Here is a 22,324-nt window from a genome sequence, read left to right on the forward strand (position 1 = left end):
CACGCCGGTGCGAAGTTTGATCCTTTGCGACATGACGCAAGATACCTTTCCCACATGGCCGGACGTAGCCGCGCGACTGATCAACGTCGCCGCGGGCCGCGCCCCGGCGGACACAATCATTACCGGCGGAACCTGGGTCAACGTGCACACGCGCGAAACCCTGCCCGATCATGACATCGCCATCATTGCCGGGCGCATCGCCTTTGTCGGACCCAAGGCGGATCACTGCCGCGGAGCGGACACCCGGATTATCGAGGCCCGGGGCCGCTACATGGTCCCCGGTCTTTGCGACGCGCATATGCACATCGAAAGCGGCATGCTGACCCCGGCGGAATTTGCCCGGGCGGTCATCCCCCACGGCACGACATCCATGTTCACCGACCCCCATGAGATTGCCAATGTGCTGGGGCTCGACGGTGTGCGCATGATGCATAACGAGGCGCTGATGCAGCCCGTCAATATCTTCACGCAGATGCCCTCCTGCGCGCCTTCCGCGCCGGGGCTGGAAACCACCGGCTACGAAATCACCGCCGACGACGTGGCAGAGGCGATGACATGGCCCGGGATCGTCGGGCTGGGCGAGATGATGAACTTTCCCGGCGTGGCCTCCGCAGACCCGAAGATGCTGGCCGAGATCGCGGAAACGCAACGTGCGGGCAAGACCGTCGGCGGGCACTATGCCTCCCCCGATCTGGGACCGGCCTTTGCCGCCTATGTCGCAGGCGGGCCGGCGGACGATCACGAAGGCACCTGCGAAGCTGACGCCATCGCGCGGATGCGGCAGGGCATGCGGGCCATGATCCGCCTTGGAAGTGCGTGGTACGATGTCGAAAGCCAGATCACCGCGATCACCGAAAAAGGTCTGGATTCGCGGAACATGATCCTCTGCACGGACGACTGCCATTCAGGAACGCTCGTCAACGAAGGCCATATGAACCGCGTGGTCCGCCACGCGATCGACTGCGGCTGCGATCCGCTGGTCGCGCTCCAGATGGCGACGATCAATACCGCCACCCACTTCGGCCTCGAGCGGGAGATCGGCTCCCTCACGCCGGGGCGTCGCGCCGACGTGATCCTGACATCCGACCTGAAGACGCTGCCCATCGAACTGGTCGTGGCGCGTGGGCAAATAGTGGCCCGGGACGGTGTCTGCGAAGTCGATTGCCCGCATTACGACTGGCCGAAAGACGCGCGGACCACCGTCAACATGGCCCGCGACCTGAAGGCGGAGGATTTTCATATTGCCGCCCCGGAAGGCGCCAATGCGGTCACGGCCAACGTGATCGGTGTCGTCGAAAATCAGGCACCCACAAAGGCCCTGCAATTCGAACTGCCCGTGACGGAGGGGCGCGTCCAGCCCACCGGGGAGGTCGCTCAGATCGCACTGGTCGAACGGCATCGGGCGACGGGCAAGGTGGTGAACGGCTTCGTCTCCGGCTTCGGCTATCGCGGGCGCATGGCCATGGCCTCGACCGTGGCGCATGACAGCCACCATATGATCGTCGTGGGCACCGATGCGGATCAGATGGCACTGGCTGCCAACCGGCTGCGCAAAATCGGCGGCGGCATCGTGATCTTCCGCGACGGGACGGAACTGGCATTGGTGGAACTGCCCATCGCCGGCCTGATGTCCGACCGGCCCGCGGACGAGGTCGCCACGCGCGCAGAGGCGATGATGCAGGCCATGCGGGACTGCGGTTGCGATCTGAACAACGCCTACATGCAGCATTCGTTGCTGGCGCTCGTCGTTATTCCGGAGCTGCGCATATCCGACCTCGGGCTGGTGGACGTGCGTAAGTTCGAGTTCCTGCCCTTACTGGAGCCGCTGTCATGACGACCATCCTCACCCCGGACTCCCCCTCCGCCGAAGCCTTCCACGACGCCTCCGCCGCGGTGGACCGTCTGACGGAACTCTATCAGCAGGCGACACGCTTTCTGCACGACCATTTCGCGCAGGCCATGGCGACCAGCCCGCCCGAAAACCGCGTGCGCGCCTTCTACCCGGAGGTGCGGTTCAGAACCTCGTCCTATGCTCGGGTGGACAGCCGCCTTTCCTTTGGCCATGTGTCGGCCCCCGGTACCTATGCGGCGACCATCACCCGGCCCGATCTTTTTCGGCACTACCTGATACAGCAGATCGGGTTGCTGATCGAAAATCACGAGCAACCCGTGATCATCGGCCCGTCCGACACACCGATCCCCGTGCATTTCGCCGTTGCGAATGACAATGCGCTCAACGTCCCGCAAGAAGGTGCCGCGGACTTCACACTGCGCGATGTCTTCGACGTGCCCGACCTGTCCACCACCAACGATGATATCGTGAACGGCACCTTCACTTCGGCGGATGGCATCGCCCCGCTGGCCCCGTTCACGGCCCAGCGCGTCGATTATTCGCTCGCACGTCTGGCGCATTACACGGCCACCGATCCCGAACATTTTCAGGTTCACGTGCTTTTCACGAACTACCAGTTCTACGTATCGGAGTTCGAAGAATACGCCCGCGCGATGCTGCGTGATCCCGAAAGCGGCTATACCGCTTTCGTCTCGACCGGCAATGCGGAGATCACGGACGGGGACGCGCCCCTGCCCGACCCTCTGCGCAGCCCGCAGATGCCGACCTATCACCTGAAACGCGCGGACGGCTCGGGCATCACGCTCGTGAATATCGGGGTCGGCCCGTCGAACGCCAAGACGGCGACGGACCATATCGCGGTTCTGCGGCCCCATGCCTGGATCATGGTTGGCCATTGCGCCGGGTTGCGGAATTCACAGGCGCTGGGGGATTTCGTCCTGGCACATGCCTACCTGCGCGAGGATCACGTGCTGGACGACGACCTGCCGGTCTGGGTCCCCATCCCGGCCCTGGCAGAGATCCAGATCGCGCTGGAAAAATCGGTGGCCGAGGTCACCCAGCTGGAAGGCTATGAACTCAAGCGGATCATGCGAACCGGCACCGTGGCGACCATCGACAACCGCAACTGGGAATTGCGCGACCAGTCCGGCCCGGTGCAGCGGCTGAGCCAAAGCAGGGCCATCGCGCTGGATATGGAAAGTGCGACCATCGCCGCGAACGGCTACCGCTTCCGGGTGCCCTACGGGACATTGCTTTGCGTGTCGGACAAGCCCCTGCATGGCGAATTGAAGCTTCCGGGCATGGCCTCTGACTTCTACCGCACGCAGGTTTCCCGCCATTTGCGCATCGGAATACAGGCGATGGAATTGTTGCGCTCCACCCCGCTGGAGCGTATCCATAGCCGGAAATTGCGCTCATTTGAGGAAACAGCCTTCCTCTGAGTTGCTGAAATCACCGGAAAACAGCAAAAAAACGCGGATTCAGCCTCGAGTCATGCCACTATTCGTTGTGTTATGCTACAACATGCCGCTACATTCCGCGCATGAGGCCCCATAGTACGGGCGGAGAAGGAGACCATCACCCATGGCTACAAAACCAATGACAAAGACCCAGCTCGTCGCCGCTCTGGCGGATGAAATGGGGACCGACAAGAAATCCGCCAGCGCGGCGCTCGATGCGGTTTGCAACCTGATCACACGCGAAGTGTCCAATGGCGGCGCGGTTACCCTGCCCGGCGTCGGCAAGATCTATTGCCGTGAGCGTCCCGAGCGGATGGTCCGCAACCCGGCCACGGGTGAGCAATTCAAGAAAGACGCTGACAAGGTCGTCAAGATGACGATCGCGAAGGCACTGAAGGACAGCGTCAACGGCTGATCTACAGCCCTTGACACGGAGCCGTCGCGCGACCCGCGGCGGCTCCGTCCAGAAAACTGCCCGGCAACCTGTTCGTAAGGAACGGCCCCTAATCATCCTTGGGTCGTTGTTCATGCCCCCATCGAACAGAATTTAGGAATACTGCCCGGTGCGTGCCAATCTTCATCCTCAAAACGAAGAACGCCTCCGAACGTTGGAGGGGTACGATATCCTCGACACGTTCGAAGAGGCTGAATTCGACGAGATCGTGCAGCTTGCCGCCCGGATCTGCGACGTCCCCATTTCGCTGATATCCCTGGTCGATACGGAACGTCAGTGGTTCAAGGCACGTGTCGGCCTCGACCAGTCTGAAACCCCGATAGATCAGTCGATCTGCGCGCACGCCATCCTTCAGGACGACGTGTTCGAAATTCCCGACACTCTGCTGGATGCGCGTACTGCCGACAATCCGCTCGTCACGGGGCCGGACAACCTGCGCTTCTACGCTGGCGCGCCTTTGGTTGCTTCCAACGGCCTGCCCATCGGAACGCTTTGCGTACTCGATAGAGAACCCCGCAAATTGACCGATCTTCAGCGCGAAACGCTGCGGGTGCTGGCGCGGCAGGTGATGAAGCAACTCGAACTCAAGGCCGCACTGCGGGATCAGGAAATCCTGAAGTCCGAAATGGACCACCGGGTGAAGAATTCGCTCCAGACGACGGCTTCGCTGGTGCGCATGTACGGGCGCACTGTGCACGACCCGAACGCTGTCGAAGCGCTCAAGGCCATCAACCGGCGCATCGACGCCATGTCGACCCTGCATGAAATGCTGCAATCCTCCACCGCGCTCGCGGATGTGGACATGGCGGAATACCTGCCCGGCATCATCAACCTGCTGGGGGCTTCCGCCCCCCCGAACATCACCGTCGTTTCCCATTGCGACAAGATCCGCCTGAGTTCCGCCAATGCGTCGGACATCGGCGTTATCGTCAGTGAATTCGTCGCCAATTCGATCAAACATGGCTTTCCGAACGAACGCAGCGGCCTCATAAGCGTCAGCCTGACGAACAATGCGGAAGGTGGGCTGCTGCTCGAAGCCACGGACGATGGTATCGGTTCGGGCCGCGACGAAGTTCTCAATGAAACGACCGGTATCGGCCTGTCCATCGTGGCCGCCGCGGCTTCGAGCCTCGGGGGTACGCTGGACAACACGCTGACCGCTGACGGGGGTCGTCTCTTGCTGTCATTCGGGAATACCTAGGCGCGCTGCGCGCCCTTGCCCCTCCCCCGTAAATCGGAAATGGTCGCGCCAGATGGAATGGTGAGCGGTTGGACCCATGGATATTCGCGCGATACTTGCGGGCCTGGCCTTTGCGCTCATGTGGTCCTCGGCCTTCACGTCGGCCCGGATCATCGTTCTGGATGCGAGCCCGCTCGCCGCGCTCACCCTGCGTTACCTTATCTCCGGTCTGTTGGGTGTCGGCATCGCGCTGGCGCTCGGCCAAAGCTGGCGGCTGACCCCGGCACAATGGCGTGGGACGATCATTTTCGGGATCCTGCAGAACGCCGTTTACCTCGGGCTGAACTTCGTGGCGATGCAGACCGTTCAGGCATCGCTCGCCGCGATCATCGCGTCCACGATGCCACTGCTGGTCGCTCTCGCACTGTGGCTCATGGGCGAACGGTTGCGTCCGCTCGGACTCGTGGGGCTGGCGGCAGGTCTTGTCGGCGTTACGATCATCATGGGCGCTCGCATTACCGGCGGCGTCGACATGCTGGGCCTTTTGCTCTGTATCATCGGCGTAATCGCCCTGACTTTGGCCACCCTTTTGGTGCGCGGCCTGACCTCCGGTGGAAACTTCCTCATGATCGTCGGTCTGCAGATGCTGGTGGGATTTGTGACACTTGCGCTCGCCACACTCGCCTTCGAAACACCCCGGGTGAACGTTTCGCTGCCACTGATACTGGCTTTCGCCTATACCGTCCTCGTCCCCGGTCTGCTGGCGACGGTGGTATGGTTCTGGCTGGTGGACCGTATCGGCGCGACACGCGCGGCTACGTTCCACTTTCTCAACCCGTTTTTCGGCGTGGCCATTGCGGCGCTGCTGCTGTCTGAATCGCTCGGCGCACAGGATGTGCTGGGGGTAACGATCATCGCGCTCGGTATTCTGGCCGTTCAGCTTTCGCGCCAGCGCCGGGCCTGACGCGGCCCCCGCTCAGGCCTTGCGAAACACGGCGATCTGCGCTTCGTCATCCTTGTGATCACCTGTTGCGGCCTCTCCGTATATTCGGACCTTGCGGAACTCCGCGTCTTCAATGCGGGGCGCGAGGGCGTCGAATTTCGCCGCGAACCCGTGACCTTCGAAATGCTTGTCATTGATGGCGAGGACGAAAACAGCGCCCTTTCGTGCTACCCGCAAAAGCTCATCGAGCGGTTCCGGACCGACGTGGCCATGGGTGAAGGTCCCCGCGCTGACGATGGCGCCATAGGTGTTATCCGCCAGCGGCAGCGGACGGGTCAGATCGGCCTCCACCAGTTTGCGATAAAGACCTTTCCGTGCGGCGGCCTCCAACATCTCGGCCGAGAGGTCCAGCGCATCCAGCTCGATACCGTTTTTAATGGGGATGTTCTGCGCGACCAGCCCGGTGCCCGCACCCACATCCAGAAGGGGCGACGCGCCCGCACCCGCTTCGGCGTAGATGAACGCCACCAACCGGGCGAGCCGATAGTCCATGGCCTGGGCAAACCCTTCGTCGTAGGTCCCTGCCCAATCCGCATAGAGGCGTTTGCTGTCTTCGGGGGCGTTCAGGCCGTATGCGTTCTTGAGATCTGTCATGCTCTGAAGGCTAGGGCATGTGGTGTCTGACGCCAAGTCTCAGTCCTGCGCGGCGCCCAGATGGTCGGCCTTCCGGGCCCCACGTTCGCCCATCGGCTGATCGGGTCCCGTGGTGGTATCCCGGCGGGTTTGCGCTTCGAGTTCGGCGTTGAGCTCAGCGCCCAGCATCACGATGAAGACCGAGATCCACAGCCACATCAAAAGCACGATCGCACCAGCGAGCGAGCCGAAGCTTTCATTGTAGGAGCCGAAGTTCGCAACGTAGAAGCCGAACCCCACGGAAGCCACGGTCCAGACCACGACCCCGATGATTGCCCCCGGTGTCAGCCAGCGCCATTCCGGGTTTTCACGCGAAGGCCCGAACCGGTAGAGGATCGCCAGCCCCGTCAGTGCGAAAAGGAACATGAGCACCCATGACAGGCCGAGGGCGGCCCATTCCACCAATGGCCCCAACTGCAGAAGCGCCAGTGCAGCAGGCAGGACGGCAAGCACCCCTAATGCGACGACGACACCGATGATAAGCGCCACAGTCAGCCCATAGGTCTGCAGCTTCAACATGAAGAAATTGCGCTTTTCCTCTTCGTCGTAGGCGACATTCAATCCTTCCATGAGCGATCCCATGCCCTTGGACGCCGAATAAAGCGCCAGTAAGATACCCAGAACGACGGCAAGGCCCAGCCCCGCCTGCTGCGACCCGGCGACCTTCACCGCCTGCCCGATGATCAGATCACTGACCTGTTGAGGCATCAGGCCGGACAGCCCCTCCATCTGGGACACGACCTGCTCCGGCTCGAACACCAGCCCACCCAGCGCCACGAGAGCGGTGATCGCGGGAAACAGAGCCAGCAACGCGTAAAATGCCACGCCAGCGGAAATCAGGCCGACATGGTCCTTGGCGATCTCGTCCTTGAGGCGGAAGCCAACGTCTTTCAGGCCTTTCAGGGAAATTTCAGTCGGTTTTTCGGCGTTGCGTCCTCGGGTCATGTGGGTCCTGCGTATTCTGGCCGGGCTCCTTTAGCGCGGCTGTAAGAGGCAAACGCGTAGCGGGAAAGCCCGGTTCCCCAATCCGCGTTCGATCACGAAAGTTGCAATGCTGTTACCAGACCTTTGAATATTTCAAAAATGTCCCACCTTATGGGGGTGAGTTGCCAAGGAGATTCGAGATGTCGAAATATCGAAAGGACGCGGACGCCATCGCGGCGCTGTCCCCAGAAGAATACCGGGTCACACAGCAAAGCGGCACGGAACGGCCCGGTACGGGCAAATTGCTGAACAACAAGGAACCGGGGATCTACGTTGATATCGTCTCCGGCGAGCCTCTGTTCGCCTCGGCGGACAAATACGAATCCGGCTGCGGCTGGCCCAGCTTTACCAAGCCCATCGAACCCGCGCATGTAAACGAGTTGCGCGACAGCTCGCTTGGCATGGTGCGCACGGAAGTCCGCAGCACCCATGGCGACAGTCATCTGGGCCATGTGTTCCCCGACGGCCCGCGTGACCGCGGCGGGCTGCGCTATTGTATCAACTCCGCCTCGCTCCGCTTTATCCATCGTGACGACATGGAAGCGGAAGGCTATGGCGAATATATCGATCAAGTGGAGGACGCAGCATGAGCCGCGAACGTGCAGTACTGGCAGGCGGATGTTTCTGGGGTATGCAGGATCTGATCCGCAAGAGGAAAGGCGTGAACGCCACGCGGGTCGGATATTCTGGGGGCGACGTCCCCAATGCGACCTACCGCAACCACGGCACCCACGCCGAAGCGATCGAAGTGATCTTCGACAACGAAGTGATCAGCTATCGCGAGTTGCTGGAAATGTTCTTCCAGATCCACGACCCGACCACGTTGAACCGTCAGGGCAACGACCGCGGGATGAGCTATCGTTCGGCGATCTACTACGAGAACGAGGAGCAGCGCCAGACCGCGCTGGATACCATTGCGGATGTCGAAGCGTCCGGGAACTGGCCCGGCAAGGTCGTGACCGAGGTCGAACCGGTCGGCGATTTCTGGGAAGCGGAGCCGGAGCATCAGGACTACCTGCAGCGGATCCCCAATGGCTATACCTGCCATTTCCCGCGCGCGGATTGGGTTCTGCCCCGGCGGAACGCTGCTGAGTAACGACAAGCATCACGGCAGCGCCCGGAAACGGGCGCTGCCCTACCTCTTTTAGTCGGCCAGTCGCGGTCGCCCCGTGACTTCGACGGTGATTGTTCCCTCGATGAAGACTTCACGGTTTTCCACCGCCGCTACCTGAATGTTCCTGCGGGCTGTGGTCTGTATATCCGCCGCACCGGCGGCGCGAGCCTGCGCCACGGCAGTTTCCCGCAGCATGGCTTCCAGACGGTCCAATGCCTCTTCCCGGTTCGCGAAGTCCTGCGGGCCTTGGGTTGTGTGTACCCGGTAGCACCCTTCGGAAGGGGCCGTGACACTGCCTGCCTGCCGCATGGTGATCCGGCCCACAACCGCGCCTATGGCATTGGCGACCCCGCCGTGGACGGGCAGCACCATCTCGCACCCGAGGCAATCGCCGACCGCCGGGTAATAGGCTTGGGCCGACGCGCCCAATCCGATGACAGGCAGGTTGAGCCCGGCCGATAGCCGGACGAGACCCCGATGCCCCGCGAGCCCACGGCGCAAAAGGACGTGACGCGCCAGTATATCCGGGGCGATCCCGTCGAAATCAGCGGCGTCCTCTTCGGCAAAGGCCGCTTCCAGCAGGGCGGTGACCGTCTGCCGGGTCAGCCGGTCGATGATCATTTCCGCTACCGCTTCCGCACTGGTGGACAGCATTGTTCCTGCCCCAGTGCGGCGGCGCCCGAAAAGGATCAGCGCCTTGCGTGCCGCACCTGCGTCCCATGCAAGCACCCGGCCGGCCACATGGCTCGCATCCGATGGGGTGACGCCTGCGACCTGAACCAGCCCCCGTTCCACCAGCCGCTTCAGCGCGCCGGTTTCGATCCGGGCGCGCAGGACGGACGCGAGGGGATGCACCCCTTCGCCGATCCGTTCCAGCAGGTCGGCATCGCGGGGGGCCAACCCTTCGCTGGACTGTCCGGCCACCGCGCGGACGAACCTGCCGTCATGCTCGCTGGGCACCGTGGCCCGCAACTGCGCATCCAGCGTTTCATGGACAAGCTCTGGCGCCTCGACCGCCAGCAAAGACACCGGGAGCAACCGGCGCGGCCCAAGCGTGACCCCGCCCTGCAGACCTTCGGAGATGAAATGAACCTCACTGTCACCGCCAAGCCCGCTTGTCCGCATGGCGACCGCTTCGACCATCGTCCGGTAGGGCCCGACCCGGGCGCCCAGCGGGTCTATCGCCGGCCGACCGTTCCGCAGCAGGGCGACATCCGTCGTGGTGCCACCGATATCGCTCACCAGTGCATCGTCGGCCCCCGTCAGCCAGCGCGCCCCAACGATGGAGGCTGCCGGACCGCTCAGGATCGTTTCGATGGGGCGGACCCGCGCCTGCGCGCTGGAAATCAACGCCCCGTCCCCCCGCACCACCATCAGAGGGGCGGGGATACCGATGTCGCGCAGCGTATCTTCGGCCCGCCCGATAAGGCGATCGATCATGCCGATCAGACGGGCGTTGAGAACCGCCGTCATCGCCCGCTTCGGGCCGTTGAGCTTCGCCGACAACTGGTGCGATGACGAAACGGGCCGCCCTGTCATCTGCTGGACAAGCGCCGCCGCCCGCTGTTCGTGGGCAGGGTTGCGCACCGCGAACTGGCTTGCCACGGCGAAACCGCTGACCGCGCTGCCGTGGGTTTCCAGAAAGGCGGTCAGGGCCGCTTCGTCCAGCGGCGCGGCCTCTGCCCCCGCATGATCGTGCCCCCCGGCCAGCACGATATATGGCTCCCCCCGCAGCGCTTCCCTGAGGCCATGCGCATCCAGATCCCGTTCCTTGAACCCGATGTAGACCAGCGCCACACGCCCGCCCTGCCCCTCGACCAAGGCATTGGTCGCCAGGGTCGTCGACAGGGAAGCCAACGAAACGTCCTCCGGCGGGATTTCCGCTTCGGCCAATACGGCCCGCACCGCGGCGCCGACCCCGATGGACAGATCATGGCGCGTGGTCAGCGCCTTTGCAGAGGCGATCACCTCCTCCTCATCCCGGAGCAGGACGGCATCGGTATAGGTGCCCCCTGTGTCCACTCCTAACAGGATCGTCATGCAGGCAACCTTTCGTTCATGCGGGGTATTTCACGGCATCCAGCCGTTTGCAGGCCCAGCGGGCGGCATCCGCCACCGTGGGGTCCGGATCGCAAAGCAGTGCCGACGCAGCAGCCCTGAGCCGCGGCGCACCGGAGTTTCCGATGGCATAGAGCACATTGCGAACAAAACGGTCACGCCCGATCCTCTTTATGGGGGAGCCGGAAAATCGTTGCCGAAACCGCGCATCGTCCAGACCGGCGAGTTCCGCCAGATCGGCGGGCTCCCGATGGCGGCCGAGATAGCGTTCATCGCTGCTCGGCACCGCGAACTTGTTCCAGGGACAGACGGCGAGGCAATCATCGCAGCCGTAAATGCGATTGCCCATTTTCGCCCGCAGTTCAGGGTCCACCGGCCCTTTATGTTCGATCGTCAGATAGGAAATGCAGCGCCGGGCATCCAGCTTGTAGGGACCGACGAAAGCCTGCGTGGGGCATACATCCAGACATGCCCGGCAGGATCCGCAATGGTCGGCTTCAGTAGCGTCGGGCGGCAGGTCCAGCGTGGTGAATATGGCCCCCAGAAAGACCCAGTTCCCGAAATCGCGGCTCAGCAGGTTGCTGTGCTTGCCCTGCCACCCCAGCCCCGCCGCCTGGGCAAGCGCCTTTTCGGAGACCGGTGCGGTATCCACGAAAACCTTGATCTCGCATCCTGTTTCCTCCACCAGCCAGCGCCCCAGACGCTTCAGCCGTTTCTTCACCACATCGTGGTAATCGCGCCCTTGGGCATAGACGGAAATCGCTCCCCTTTCGGTAGCGGTGAGCGTGTCCAATGGGTCATGCACCGGCGCATAACTTTCGGCCAGCATGATGATCGTGCGTGCTTCGGGCCAGAGCGCGCCGGGGTCCCCGCGCCATGTCATGCGATCGGCGAGCCACGTCATCTGCCCATGATAGCCGCCGCCCACGTAGTCGCGCAGGCGCTCTGCCGCCTCTGGCGCCGCATCGGGTCTGCACATGCGGCAGGCCACGAAACCTTCGCCCCGGGCGCGGGCGACAATGCGGGCTTTCAGGTCTTGGCTACTTTCGGTCAAGAATACCTTCCGGGCGCCGGGCGCGAAAACCCGGCGCGGGCTGCGTCAGAAATCCAGATTGTTGTAATGCAGGGGCGGCGGAAAGCCCGGCACCTGATCCGCAAGGATGGACCGGAACGCGGGGCGCGATTTGATCTTGGCGTACCAGTCCTTGACGCTGCTGTTCCGATTCCAGTCCACGTCCGAGATGTAGTCGAGCGAGGACAGATGCGCCGCCGCCGCGAAATCCGCAAGGGTCATGACATCGCCCGCCAGCCAGCGGCGGTGATCGAGCAACCAACCCATGTAATCGAGGTGATACTTGATCGCCTTGGCACCGGATTTCACGTTGCTGCTGTCGGGATAGCCCATCTTCATCATCTTCTTATTGACCCGCTCGTAGAGCAGTTTCGACGTCACTTCATGATGAAACTTGTCGTCGAACCAGTTCACGAGGCGGCGGGCCTCCAGCCGTTGGAGCGGATCGCGGGGCAGCAGGCTGGGCTCAGGACGGGTCTCTTCGATATATTCGCAGATCGGCCCGCTTTCGGACATCATGATCCCATCGAGCCGCAGGACGGGCACCTTGCCTGCCGGGTTGCGCCGAAGAAAATCCGCATCCGCTTCCCAGTACCGTTCTTCGACCAGCTCAACCTCGATCTTCTTCTCGGCGAGGCTGAGCCGGACTTTCCGGCAGAATGGCGACAGGGCAACGTGAAACAGGCGAGCCATGAGAGGTTCCGAAACTATGGAGACTGGGCACTTCCATGCCCGGAAAAGGCAGTCAATTCAACTCTCGAAACAATCCGCGCGGCCATCCCTGCTGATTGTCGCCGCGCCATCCGCGATCTGCGCGGCGCGGCTGCGCACGAAACCGGAAGGCTGCGAGGCCGAGCGATCCTTCGGGTCCGGCAGGATCGCGGCGAGCCGTGCGGACTGTGCCCGCGACAGATCAGACGCGGGGATACCGAAATAGTGGCGGGCCGCCGCCTCAGCGCCGAAAACGCCTTCGTCGAACTCCGCGATATTGAGGTAGACCTCCAGTATCCGCCGCTTTGTCCAGATCGCTTCGACCAACGGGGTCGCCAGCGCCTCCATCGCTTTGCGCGGCCATGACCGCCCATGCCAGAGGTAGACGTTCTTGACCGTCTGCTGGCTCAGCGTCGAAGCGCCGCGATTGCTGCCCTGTTCGATCGCCCGCCGGATCGCCGGCAGGTCAAAGCCCCAATGGCGGCAGAAATTCGCATCTTCCGCCGCGACCACCGCGCGCCGCATCTCGGGTGAGATCCGGTCAAGCGATACCCAGCGCTGATCCACGCTCCCCAGGCGGCGGGCTTCCGACATCATGTAGACATTCGTGGGCGGGTTGAAGATCGCCCCCAGCACCACCAAAAGCACCGCGATGAGGAAAACCACCGAAACACCCCGAAGCGCCCACAGCGTAACCCTGCGCCCGAAGGGCCGCTTCGCCGGCTTGGCGGATTTGCTTTTGCTTCGGGTCTCGACGGTGCGGCGGGTCATGGGGCAGCTATAGGCCGGGCGGCCGGCTTTGTGAACGCCCCTAGCGCGGGCCGATCACCTTCGCGAGGTATGTGCCGATCACGGCAGAGCCCCGCGCCGAGGGATGCGTGTTGTCAAAGGCGAAATTCTCCGGATTGGTGTTGTCGAACACATCTTCGGCATCCCGGAAGGTCGCCCAGTCGCGCCCGGCGGCAAATCTGTTCATGCGGGAATCGAGCTCCACCAACTCGTCCCGGCACCCTTCGAAGGAACCCTTCCCCGAGCCTGCGTAATATCCCATCCACAGGATCTGGGCACCGCTTCGCTGGCGAAGCTGCGCAAGGAACGACGGAATACTGCCGCTCTGCCCGTCCGCAGAGACAAGCGCATCGACAACCGGGCCGCAGGCTCCGCAGTCGCAATCCGAAGAGACATCATTCGCGCCCCCGTTCATCACGATCCAGTTCCAGCGCCCGCCCGGATACTGCCGCTGGATGTCGAAACCGGCCGCACTCGCCAACGATGAGTCGTTGTCGAACTGGGCCCCCGGCACCGCGCGGTTCACAACCTTCCGGTCAAGCACCTTGCCGACGACATCGGGGATCGCGCGGTCGCTGTTGCCGTTCCACCAAAGCACGCTGTCGCCAATGGCGAGGATATCGCCGCCGCCGCGGGGCGCGGGATCACCACATCCGGACAGGACGAGCCCCGTGACCAACGCAAGACACAACCGCAACATAGGATACCTCCACTGACAAGCCTGACCCGCAAGCTAGCATGCTATGCCGGATATCAAACTGTCATTTCGGTGAGGAGGTAGGGAACGGCGCCCCGCATGGCGGGACGCCCTCTGTTGTTACTCTGCCGGGACGGCGGCGCGTTCGACGCCGATGGGTGCGGGAAGATGCGCCAACATCTCCTTGGGGCAGACCTGCAGGAAATGTTCCTTCTCCGTCTCCCAGTGCTGCAGGATGTCACCCGCCCGGCGGCTTCCGGTTTCCTTCAGATGCCGCTCCAGCAGTTCCTTCAGCTCGGATGTCCAGTGATCCACGGTGACCGGGCATGTAACGATCGTTTCGACGTTCATCAGCGCCTGGGCCTGTCCTTCCGGATCGTAGAGGTAGGCCATGCCGCCGGTCATACCGGCAGCGAAGTTCGCACCGATATCGCCAAGGATCACCGCAACACCGCCAGTCATGTATTCACAACCATTGCTGCCGCAGCCTTCGATCACGACCCGCGCGCCCGAGTTACGCACCGCGAAACGCTCACCCGCGCGACCGGCGGCAAAGAGATAGCCCGCAGTCGCGCCATAGAGCACGGTATTGCCGATGATCGTATTTTCGGAGGCGACGATCGTGCTTGCCATCGGCGGGCGTACCACGATGGTGCCGCCCGAAAGGCCCTTGCCGACGTAATCGTTGGCATCACCCGACACCTCCAGCTTGAGCCCCGGCGCCGCGAAGGCCCCCAGCGATTGGCCGGCGGAACCGGTCAGGCGCACAGTGAGGTGATCGGGCTGCAAGCCGTTGTCGCGCATGCCGAAACGCTTGACGATATGGCTCGACACCCGCGTGCCGACCGTGCGGTGCGTGTTCTGCACGGCGTAGGAAAGCTGCATCTTCTCGCCGTCCTGCAGAAACCGCGCGGCATCCCGCACGATCTGTTCGTCCAGCGTGTCGAGCACGGCATTCCGCGGCTTGTCGCGGTCGTAGACGATCTGATCCGCGCCATCGACGGTGATGAGCAGCGGGTTCAGGTCGAGATCGTCCAGATGGGCCGAGCCACGGCTGACCTGCGTCAACAGGTCGGCGCGGCCGATCACGTCATCGATGCTGCGTGCCCCGATGCTGGCCAGAATCTCGCGCACTTCCTGCGCGTAGAAGCCGATCAGGTTCACGACCTTGTCCGCATTGCCGGTGAACTTGCCGCGCAGGGCTTCGTCCTGCGTGCAGACGCCCACGGGGCAGGTGTTGGACTGGCACTGGCGCACCATGATGCAGCCCATCGCGATCAGCGCGGCAGTGCCGATGCCGAATTCTTCGGCCCCCAGCATCGCTGCCATCACGATATCGCGTCCGGTCCGCAAGCCGCCATCGGTCCGCAGGGTGACCCGGTCGCGCAGCTTGTTCATGCTCAGAACCTGATGCGCCTCGGTCAGGCCCATTTCCCACGGAAGGCCTGCGTATTTGATCGAGGTCGCGGGCGAGGCGCCGGTGCCGCCGTTATGGCCGGAGATCAGGATGATATCCGCCTTGGCCTTGGCCACACCCGCCGCGATGGTCCCCACGCCCGAAGAAGCCACGAGCTTGACCGTCACTTTGCAGCGCGGGTTGATCTGCTTAAGGTCGTAGATCAGCTGCGCGAGGTCCTCGATCGAATAGATGTCATGATGCGGCGGCGGGCTGATGAGGGTCACGCCGGGGGTCGAGTGACGCAGCCGCGCGATCAGCTTGGTCACCTTCATGCCGGGCAGCTGCCCGCCCTCGCCGGGCTTCGCGCCCTGGGCCACCTTGATCTCCAGTTCTTCGCACTGGTTGAGGTATTCCGCCGTCACCCCGAAACGCCCCGAAGCGACCTGCTTGATCTTGGCGGAGGGATTGTCGCCGTTCGGCTCCGGCACGAAATGCGCCGGATCCTCGCCGCCCTCGCCGCTGTCGGACTTCGCGCCGATGCGGTTCATCGCCACGTTCAGCGTCTTGTGCGCTTCGGGCGACAGCGCGCCCAGACTCATCCCCGGCGTCACGAAACGCTTGCGGATGGAGGTGATGCTTTCGACCTCTTCAAGACCGATGGGCGTGCCCAGCGGCTTGATATCCAGCAGGTCGCGTAGATGAATGGGCGGATTGCTCTGCATCTTGGCGCTGTACTGCTTCCACATCGCGTAGGAGGCGCGATTGCAGGCCTCCTGCAGCATATGCATGCTCGACGCTTCCCACGCGTGGCGTTCACCACTGGCGCGGGCCTTGTAAAAGCCCCCGATGGGCATGACGACGCCGTCGCCCATCCAGCCACGGCTGTGCACTTCCTCGGCCTTGCGCTGGATGCCCAGTACGCCGATGCCGCTGATCCGGCTGATCATGCCGGGGAAATATTCCGCCACCATGGCGCGGCTCAGGCCCACGGCTTCGAAGTTGAGCCCACCCCGGTAGGAGGACACGACAGAAATGCCCATCTTGGCCATGATCTTCAGAAGGCCCTGATCGATGGCGGTGCGGTACCGCGCCACCGCTTCCGTCAGGGTCATGTCCAGCAGCCCGCGCTCGATCCTGTCGGCAAGTGAATCCTCGGCCAGATAGGCGTTCACGATGGTGGCGCCACAGCCGATGAGGACCGCGAAATAATGCGCATCCACGCATTCGGCAGACCGGACGTTGAGCGAGGTGAAGGTACGCAGCCCGTTGCGTGTGAGGTGGCTGTGCACGGCACTTGTGGCAAGGATCATCGGCATCGCCACCCGGCCCTCACCGCTGGCCTGATCCGTCAGCACAAGATGCCCGGCGCCCGATCGCACGGCATCTTCTGCCTCTGCCCTTATGCGGGACAGCCCCGCGTTCAGGTTGCCGGGGCCCGGCTCGAACGTGCAGTCGATGGTCACCACTGTGGCGTTGAAATGGCTGGTCAGTTCCTCGAACTGCGCATTGCCGACAAAGGGGCTGTCCAGCACGATGATCTCGGTCTGGCTGCTGTCTTCGTCCAGCACGTTCTTGAGGTTTCCGAACCGGGTCTTCAGGCTCATCACCCGGTATTCGCGCAGCGAGTCGATGGGCGGGTTGGTAACCTGGCTGAAGTTCTGCCGGAAGAAATGGCTGAGCGGACGATACTGCGCGCTGAGCACAGCGGAGGGGGTATCGTCGCCCATGCTGGCGAGCGCCTCCTTGGCGTCCTCGGCCATGGGCGCAAGGATCTGTTCAAGGTCCTCGACGCTGTAGCCCGCCGCCACCTGACGGCGCCGCAACTCGTTTCCGGTGAAAAGCGGCGCCTCGGTGACATCGGCCAGCGCCGAATCCAACTCGTTGATCTTGCCGACCCATTCGCCAAAGGGCTGACCCGCAGCCAGCTTGTTCTTGATCTCCTCATCGTCGTAGAGCCGACCCTCGGCCATATCGACAGAGATCAACTGCCCCGGGCCCAGTGCGCCCTTGCGCACCACACGTGCCTCGTCCAGCGGGACCATCCCCGCCTCGGACCCGGCGATGAGCATCCCGTCTGACGTCACGACATAGCGCATCGGGCGCAACCCGTTGCGGTCAAGGCCTGCGCAAACCCAGCGGCCATCGGTCATCGCAAGTGCGGCGGGGCCGTCCCACGGCTCCATGACGGAGTTGCAGTAGCTGTACATATCGCGCCACGACTGCGGCAATTCCACCGCCTGCTTGGACCAGCTTTCCGGCACCAGCATTGTCTTGGCCATCGGGGCCGAGCGGCCCGCGCGGACCAGCACCTCGAACACTGCGTCCAGAGCAGCGGAATCGGACGATCCGGCTGCCACGATAGGCTTGATATCCCCGGCCATGTCACCGAATGCGCCCGAGGCCATGCGGATCTCATGGCTGCGCATCCAATTGAGGTTGCCCTTCAGGGTATTGATCTCTCCGTTATGGGCGAGCATGCGGAACGGCTGCGCGAGCCACCACTGCGGAAAGGTGTTCGTCGAATAACGCTGGTGGTAGATGGCAAAGGCCGAAACGAAGCGGTCATCCATCAGGTCCGGGTAAAATTCGGCCACGTCCTGTGCCAGCATCATGCCCTTGTAGATGATGCTGCGGCAGGACATCGACGCGATGTACATCTGCGGGACCTGCGCCGCGATGGCGGCCTTTTCGATCCGGCGACGGATGACATAGAGTTCACGTTCGAAGGTTTCCTCGTCCACGCCCTTGGCGTTGGAAATCAGGATCTGCTCGATCTCTGGCCGGGTGGCGTTGGCCTTTTCCCCCAGCACGGAAATGTTCACCGGCACATGGCGCCAGCCATAGATGTAATAGCCCATCCGCAGGACTTCGGTTTCCACGATAGTCCGGCAGGTTTCCTGCGCGGCGAAGTTCGTGCGCGGCAGAAACACCTGCCCCACGGCGATCATCTCGTCCTGCCGTGGGTTGTGTCCGGTACGGCGCACCTGATCGTAGAAGAAGGGCACCGGGATCTGGACGTGGATGCCCGCACCGTCGCCTGTCTTGCCGTCGGCATCCACCGCACCGCGATGCCAGATCGCCTTGAGAGCGCGAATACCGTTCAGCACCACCTCGCGGGATTTGGACCCGTCGACATTCACCACGAGGCCAACTCCGCAGGACGAATGTTCGTCCGCTTCGGAATACATCCCGTTTTCGGCCAGATGCGCACGCTTTGCAGCCTCGGCCTCGGCCCAGAGTTCATCATGGATCATTGTGCAACATCCTTCTGCAAGAGGGGGGCGGCGGCCTTCTGTTCGAAGCAGCCGTAAATAGGTTTACGGGCCAGAAAACCCGGTTCACCCGGGTAGATGAAATCGACCGGGGTACTGTCATAGTCGAAGGCGCCACCGGCACCCTGCAGGACCTGGCCTGTCCCGGCAAAGAAACGCCTGTGCCGACGAGAGACATATTCATGCCCCTTCGCCTCATATGTCACTTCGCCGTCCGTATCCGTTTCGGTCACGTGGAATTCAGTCATGGCAAGCGGCTCGCCGTCGATCTCCACCCTTTCGTCGATAATCCGGTCATAACCGAATACGCGCGAATTTCCTTCCGGTGACAGGAGGATGAAATCATAGGTGTCGATCCCGCTGTCCAGCAAAGTGGTCAGGTTGGCGGGATCCGCGGCGGGTTGCTCCAGCGTCGTCGTGCGCCCCTGCGCAAGGTTGAAGGACTGCAACCACTGGGTTTCGCCGTCCGTCTGGCCCACATAGTAGGGTCCCATTTCATCGCTTTCGGCATGCCACTGCACCCCGGCGGGATCCGCCTTGCAGGTCCAGTGATGCGACACGATGCATGCCTTCTGCTGCACGGTCAGAAAGGCTTCGCAGCCCTCGGGCGGCGAAAACAATCGGGATTGCTGGGCCGCGACCTGGTTTCCCAAAGGCAGGGCGAGCGCGAAACAGCAGGCCACACGGGTGAGGGCGCAAGGGCGGGTCATGCGCTGTCTTCCACGAATGGGAATTGCGCCTCGTATTCGGCCTTGGTCATCCGGTCCAGATCGCCCGCAAGGCGCACACCGCCCGCAGCACTGTCGCAATAAACCACGCGCTCCAAGCGGGCCCCGCCGAAGCCGTCGAAAAGGCCGGGAGCCAGTTCAAAAACATGTTCATTCTCGCCGACGGTATCCTTGAACCAGACGGCGGAACCGCAGGCTTGGCACCATGCGCGTTCCGCGAATTCGGAAGACTGGTAGGTGCCCACAGGGCCCGCTATTTCCACCCGGTCCCGGTCGACTTCCGCGCCCATTTGGACGGAACCGCTCCACCGCGTGCACATCTCGCAATGACAGGCCGAGATATCGCCCAGCGGGCCATTCACCTTGACGGTGACGGCCCCGCAGAGGCAATGGCCTTCATGATGTTCCGCCGCGGACACGGGCCAGCCACCTATTCCGCTGCGACGGCTGTCAGGCCGCCGAACCGGTCGAGGATCGCGGCAGCGCAGTCACGCCCGTCCTTGATCGCCCAGACAACGAGGCTGGCGCCCCGTACGATATCGCCCACGGCATAGACACCATCCAGCGCGGTCGCCCCGGTGATGTAATCCGCCTTGATCGTGCCCCAGCGATTTACCGGCAGGTCCGGCACGTCCCAGAGCGTCGGCAGGTCCTCCGGCTCGAACCCAAGCGCCATGATCACAAGGTCCGCTTCCTCGGTATAGTCGGACCCGTCGACCAGTTCAGGGGCCTGCCGCCCGGTGGCGTCTGGCTGACCCAGCCGCATCCGCTGCGCCATGACACCGCTGACGGGATCGCCGGAAAAACCCTTGGGCGCGGTCAGCCATTCAAAGACCACGCCTTCTTCTTCGGCGTTCGCAACCTCGCGCTGGCTGCCGGGCATATTGGTCCGGTCGCGGCGGTAGAGGCATTTCACGCTTTCGGCGCCCTGCCGGATGCTCGTGCGGACGCAATCCATGGCGGTGTCGCCACCGCCGATGACGACGACCCGCTTGCCCTTTGCATCGAGCCGCCCGCTATCGAACGCCTCCACCGCGTCACCGAAGCTCTTACGGTTGCTCGCGGTCAGAAAATCAATGGCCCGCTCTACGCCCAGCCCGCCGACACCGGGGGCCTGAATTTCACGTGTTTTGTAGACACCGGTCGCGATGATCACGGCATCATGGGCGTCGCGGATTTCGTCGAAGGAGATGTCACGGCCCACGTCGCAGTTCAGCCGGAAAGTGACCCCGCCCTCTTCGAGCTGGCGATTGCGGCGCATCACCACGTCCTTTTCCAGCTTGAAGCCGGGGATGCCGTAGGTCAGCAAACCGCCCGCGCGGTCATAGCGGTCGTAGATCGTGACCTGTACGCCTGCACGGCGCAGCATATCCGCCGCGGCGAGACCCCCGGGGCCCGCACCGATGATACCGACGCTTTCCTCCCGCTCCCGCGAAGGCGAAGGCGGCGTGACCCAGCCTTCTTCCCACGCGGTATCGGTGATGTACTTTTCCACCGAACCGATCGTGACAGTACCGTGACCCGATTGCTCGATCACGCAGTTCCCTTCGCAGAGGCGATCCTGCGGACAGATGCGACCACAGATTTCCGGAAAGGTGTTCGTCGCCTGACTGACATCATAGGCTTCCCGCAAACGGCCCTCTGCCGTGAGGCGAAGCCAGTCGGGAATGTTGTTCTGCAGCGGGCAGTGGGATTGGCAATAAGGCACGCCACATTGACTGCAGCGGCTGGACTGCTCCTGCGCCTTCGCGTCGGCATATTCGGCGTAGATTTCCCGAAAATCCGTCCGGCGCAAATCGGGTGGACGTTTTTCGGGCATGTCCCGCGGCACGCGCGTGAACGTCAGCATGGGTTGCTCAGCCATATCATCCTCCTCCGGTCTGCCGTACCCCAATAAAGCAGACGGAAAAGGAAATAAAGTCAGCTATGCTGACCTATATGCTATTTTCACCCGCGGGAACACCCGCGCTAGCCGCATAAAGGCCGAAATATGGGCCCGTATCGGACCTAATACCTAACCTCATACCTCACCTCCGACCATCAGAGCGACGAGCGCAACGCTCCCGACGATGATTCGCCACCAGCCGAAAGGCCGGTATCCATGCTTGCTGACGAAATCGAGCAGCCAGCGCACCACCAGCACTGCCGCGATGAAGGCCATGACAAATCCAACCGCGATCTCCCCCATGGCAGAGGCATCGATGACATCACGGTTCTTATAGAAGTCATAGGCGAACGCCCCGGCCATGGTGGGCATCGACAGAAAGAACGAGAACTCCGCCGCCGCCCGCTTGCTCGCCCCGAGCATGAGCGCCCCCACGATGGTCGCGCCCGAACGGGATACGCCCGGTATCATCGCGAGGCACTGGATGACCCCGATTTTCAGCGCCATCAGCAGCGGCAGGCGCATCGCGTCCTCATGCCGCGGCGGGGGCGCGACCCGATCGACGAATAGCAACACGATACCGCCGAGCACCAGCATCACCGCGATCAGCATCGGTGTCTCGAACAGGACTTCCTTAATGAAATCATGCGCCAATACGCCGACGACAACCGCCGGCATGAACGCGATAAGTACCGAAAGAATGAACCGCCGCGCCGTAGGATCATGCGGCGCATCGCGAAACACGGCCCAGAGCCGCGCGGAATAGACTGTCAGGATCGCCAGCACCGCGCCCAGCTGGATCACGACCTCAAACGTCTTGCCCGCGCTTTCGAAGCCGAGGAAATGGCCCGCCAACAGCAGATGCCCGGTGGAGGACACCGGGATGAACTCCGTCAAACCCTCCAGCAGACCCAGAAAGGCGGCTACGATCGTCGTGGAAGCTTCCATCAACCGCGGCGCAGGTTACGCGCCGAATCCTTGATGGCGTCATACTGGCCCGACGGCCGGAAGCGCCAGAGGTACTCCGGCAGCA

Annotated in this window: 19 protein-coding genes; 7 read left to right on the forward strand and 12 right to left on the reverse strand. The window is 62.9% G+C overall.

Going from position 1 to position 22,324, the window contains the following annotated elements; all coding sequences use genetic code 11:
- Positions 1-31: 31 nt before the first annotated feature.
- The 5 genes from ade (at position 32) to A3728_RS06550 (ending at position 5,910) form a co-directional block, all read left to right on the forward strand.
- The gene (gene ade / locus A3728_RS06530; protein ID WP_067921384.1) at positions 32-1,834 is read left to right on the forward strand and encodes an adenine deaminase; all 1,803 of its coding nucleotides are present in this window, start codon (positions 32-34) and stop codon (positions 1,832-1,834) included.
- A complete protein-coding gene (locus tag A3728_RS06535) occupies positions 1,831-3,294 on the forward strand; it encodes an AMP nucleosidase (protein WP_067921336.1) in 1,464 nt (487 codons plus the stop codon). The genes ade and A3728_RS06535 overlap by 4 nt, the downstream gene beginning before the upstream one ends.
- Before the next feature lie 142 nt (positions 3,295-3,436).
- The gene (locus A3728_RS06540) at positions 3,437-3,727 is read left to right on the forward strand and encodes an HU family DNA-binding protein (RefSeq protein WP_082851178.1); all 291 of its coding nucleotides are present in this window, start codon (positions 3,437-3,439) and stop codon (positions 3,725-3,727) included.
- 148 nt (positions 3,728-3,875) lie between these two features.
- The gene (locus A3728_RS06545; RefSeq protein ID WP_067921340.1) at positions 3,876-4,967 is read left to right on the forward strand and encodes a sensor histidine kinase; all 1,092 of its coding nucleotides are present in this window, start codon (positions 3,876-3,878) and stop codon (positions 4,965-4,967) included.
- Positions 4,968-5,043: 76 nt separating this feature from the next.
- A complete protein-coding gene (locus A3728_RS06550) occupies positions 5,044-5,910 on the forward strand; it encodes a DMT family transporter (protein WP_067921342.1) in 867 nt (288 codons plus the stop codon).
- Between the two features lie 12 nt (positions 5,911-5,922).
- On the opposite strand, the gene A3728_RS06555 is transcribed toward A3728_RS06550, so the two are convergent.
- Both A3728_RS06555 and A3728_RS06560 read right to left on the reverse strand, forming a co-directional pair.
- A complete protein-coding gene (locus A3728_RS06555) occupies positions 5,923-6,543 on the reverse strand; it encodes a class I SAM-dependent DNA methyltransferase (protein WP_067921344.1) in 621 nt (206 codons plus the stop codon).
- A 39-nt stretch (positions 6,544-6,582) separates the two neighbouring features.
- Positions 6,583-7,527 (reverse strand): YihY/virulence factor BrkB family protein, encoded by a 945-nt coding sequence (locus A3728_RS06560; protein ID WP_067921346.1) that lies wholly within the window; start codon positions 7,525-7,527, stop codon positions 6,583-6,585.
- A 179-nt stretch (positions 7,528-7,706) separates the two neighbouring features.
- On the opposite strand from A3728_RS06560, the gene msrB reads away from it, so the two are divergent.
- A complete protein-coding gene (gene msrB, locus A3728_RS06565; protein WP_067921348.1) occupies positions 7,707-8,156 on the forward strand; it encodes a peptide-methionine (R)-S-oxide reductase MsrB in 450 nt (149 codons plus the stop codon).
- The gene (gene msrA, locus A3728_RS06570; protein ID WP_067921350.1) at positions 8,153-8,662 is read left to right on the forward strand and encodes a peptide-methionine (S)-S-oxide reductase MsrA; all 510 of its coding nucleotides are present in this window, start codon (positions 8,153-8,155) and stop codon (positions 8,660-8,662) included. Before msrB ends, msrA begins: the two co-directional genes overlap by 4 nt.
- Before the next feature lie 48 nt (positions 8,663-8,710).
- Here the strand turns inward: msrA and A3728_RS06575 are convergent, their stop codons facing one another.
- The 10 genes from A3728_RS06575 to A3728_RS06620 all read right to left on the reverse strand — a co-directional run bounded on the left by A3728_RS06575 (position 8,711) and on the right by A3728_RS06620 (position 22,239).
- Complete coding sequence (locus A3728_RS06575) at positions 8,711-10,720, reverse strand: hydantoinase/oxoprolinase N-terminal domain-containing protein (RefSeq protein WP_067921352.1); 2,010 nt, start codon at positions 10,718-10,720, stop codon at positions 8,711-8,713.
- A gap of 16 nt (positions 10,721-10,736) precedes the next feature.
- The gene (gene queG / locus A3728_RS06580; RefSeq protein ID WP_067921354.1) at positions 10,737-11,792 is read right to left on the reverse strand and encodes a tRNA epoxyqueuosine(34) reductase QueG; all 1,056 of its coding nucleotides are present in this window, start codon (positions 11,790-11,792) and stop codon (positions 10,737-10,739) included.
- A 45-nt stretch (positions 11,793-11,837) separates the two neighbouring features.
- Positions 11,838-12,503, reverse strand: coding sequence for an FtsZ-binding protein FzlA (fzlA, locus tag A3728_RS06585; protein ID WP_067921356.1), 666 nt, complete (start codon positions 12,501-12,503; stop codon positions 11,838-11,840).
- Between the two features lie 57 nt (positions 12,504-12,560).
- Entirely contained in the window at positions 12,561-13,292 is a 732-nt protein-coding gene (gene mtgA, locus A3728_RS06590; protein ID WP_067921358.1) for a monofunctional biosynthetic peptidoglycan transglycosylase, read from the reverse strand.
- A 40-nt stretch (positions 13,293-13,332) separates the two neighbouring features.
- A complete protein-coding gene (locus A3728_RS06595; RefSeq protein WP_067921360.1) occupies positions 13,333-14,010 on the reverse strand; it encodes an SGNH/GDSL hydrolase family protein in 678 nt (225 codons plus the stop codon).
- Between the two features lie 117 nt (positions 14,011-14,127).
- On the reverse strand, positions 14,128-18,660 hold the full coding sequence (gene gltB / locus A3728_RS06600; RefSeq protein ID WP_067921362.1) for a glutamate synthase large subunit: 4,533 nt from the start codon (positions 18,658-18,660) through the stop codon (positions 14,128-14,130).
- The gene (locus tag A3728_RS06605; protein WP_082850946.1) at positions 18,657-19,388 is read right to left on the reverse strand and encodes a hypothetical protein; all 732 of its coding nucleotides are present in this window, start codon (positions 19,386-19,388) and stop codon (positions 18,657-18,659) included. Before A3728_RS06605 ends, gltB begins: the two co-directional genes overlap by 4 nt.
- Positions 19,385-19,825, reverse strand: a complete 441-nt coding sequence (locus A3728_RS06610; protein ID WP_067921364.1) for a GFA family protein — start codon at positions 19,823-19,825, stop codon at positions 19,385-19,387. The genes A3728_RS06605 and A3728_RS06610 overlap by 4 nt, the downstream gene beginning before the upstream one ends.
- Positions 19,826-19,836: 11 nt before the next feature.
- Positions 19,837-21,270 (reverse strand): NAD(P)-dependent oxidoreductase, encoded by a 1,434-nt coding sequence (locus tag A3728_RS06615; RefSeq protein WP_067921366.1) that lies wholly within the window; start codon positions 21,268-21,270, stop codon positions 19,837-19,839.
- A gap of 156 nt (positions 21,271-21,426) precedes the next feature.
- Complete coding sequence (locus tag A3728_RS06620; protein ID WP_067921368.1) at positions 21,427-22,239, reverse strand: undecaprenyl-diphosphate phosphatase; 813 nt, start codon at positions 22,237-22,239, stop codon at positions 21,427-21,429.
- Between the last annotated feature and the right edge of the window lie 85 nt (positions 22,240-22,324).

It is taken from the genome of Sulfitobacter sp. HI0040, assembly GCF_001634885.1.
In the GTDB taxonomy this organism is placed as follows: Bacteria; Pseudomonadota; Alphaproteobacteria; order Rhodobacterales; family Rhodobacteraceae; genus Sulfitobacter.

Bases quoted from the DNA above. Each gene is read 5' to 3' on its own strand.
- ade (WP_067921384.1), top strand. From the start codon at position 32: ATGACGCAAGATACCTTTCCCACATGGCCGGACGTAGCCGCGCGACTG.
- A3728_RS06535 (WP_067921336.1), top strand. From the start codon at position 1,831: ATGACGACCATCCTCACCCCGGACTCCCCCTCCGCCGAAGCCTTCCAC.
- A3728_RS06540 (WP_082851178.1), top strand. From the start codon at position 3,437: ATGGCTACAAAACCAATGACAAAGACCCAGCTCGTCGCCGCTCTGGCG.
- A3728_RS06550 (WP_067921342.1), top strand. From the start codon at position 5,044: ATGGATATTCGCGCGATACTTGCGGGCCTGGCCTTTGCGCTCATGTGG.
- A3728_RS06555 (WP_067921344.1), bottom strand. From the start codon at position 6,543: ATGACAGATCTCAAGAACGCATACGGCCTGAACGCCCCCGAAGACAGC.
- A3728_RS06560 (WP_067921346.1), bottom strand. From the start codon at position 7,527: ATGACCCGAGGACGCAACGCCGAAAAACCGACTGAAATTTCCCTGAAA.
- msrB (WP_067921348.1), top strand. From the start codon at position 7,707: ATGTCGAAATATCGAAAGGACGCGGACGCCATCGCGGCGCTGTCCCCA.
- msrA (WP_067921350.1), top strand. From the start codon at position 8,153: ATGAGCCGCGAACGTGCAGTACTGGCAGGCGGATGTTTCTGGGGTATG.
- A3728_RS06575 (WP_067921352.1), bottom strand. From the start codon at position 10,720: ATGACGATCCTGTTAGGAGTGGACACAGGGGGCACCTATACCGATGCC.
- fzlA (WP_067921356.1), bottom strand. From the start codon at position 12,503: ATGGCTCGCCTGTTTCACGTTGCCCTGTCGCCATTCTGCCGGAAAGTC.
- mtgA (WP_067921358.1), bottom strand. From the start codon at position 13,292: ATGACCCGCCGCACCGTCGAGACCCGAAGCAAAAGCAAATCCGCCAAG.
- A3728_RS06595 (WP_067921360.1), bottom strand. From the start codon at position 14,010: ATGTTGCGGTTGTGTCTTGCGTTGGTCACGGGGCTCGTCCTGTCCGGA.
- gltB (WP_067921362.1), bottom strand. From the start codon at position 18,660: ATGATCCATGATGAACTCTGGGCCGAGGCCGAGGCTGCAAAGCGTGCG.
- A3728_RS06605 (WP_082850946.1), bottom strand. From the start codon at position 19,388: ATGACCCGCCCTTGCGCCCTCACCCGTGTGGCCTGCTGTTTCGCGCTC.
- A3728_RS06615 (WP_067921366.1), bottom strand. From the start codon at position 21,270: ATGGCTGAGCAACCCATGCTGACGTTCACGCGCGTGCCGCGGGACATG.
- A3728_RS06620 (WP_067921368.1), bottom strand. From the start codon at position 22,239: ATGGAAGCTTCCACGACGATCGTAGCCGCCTTTCTGGGTCTGCTGGAG.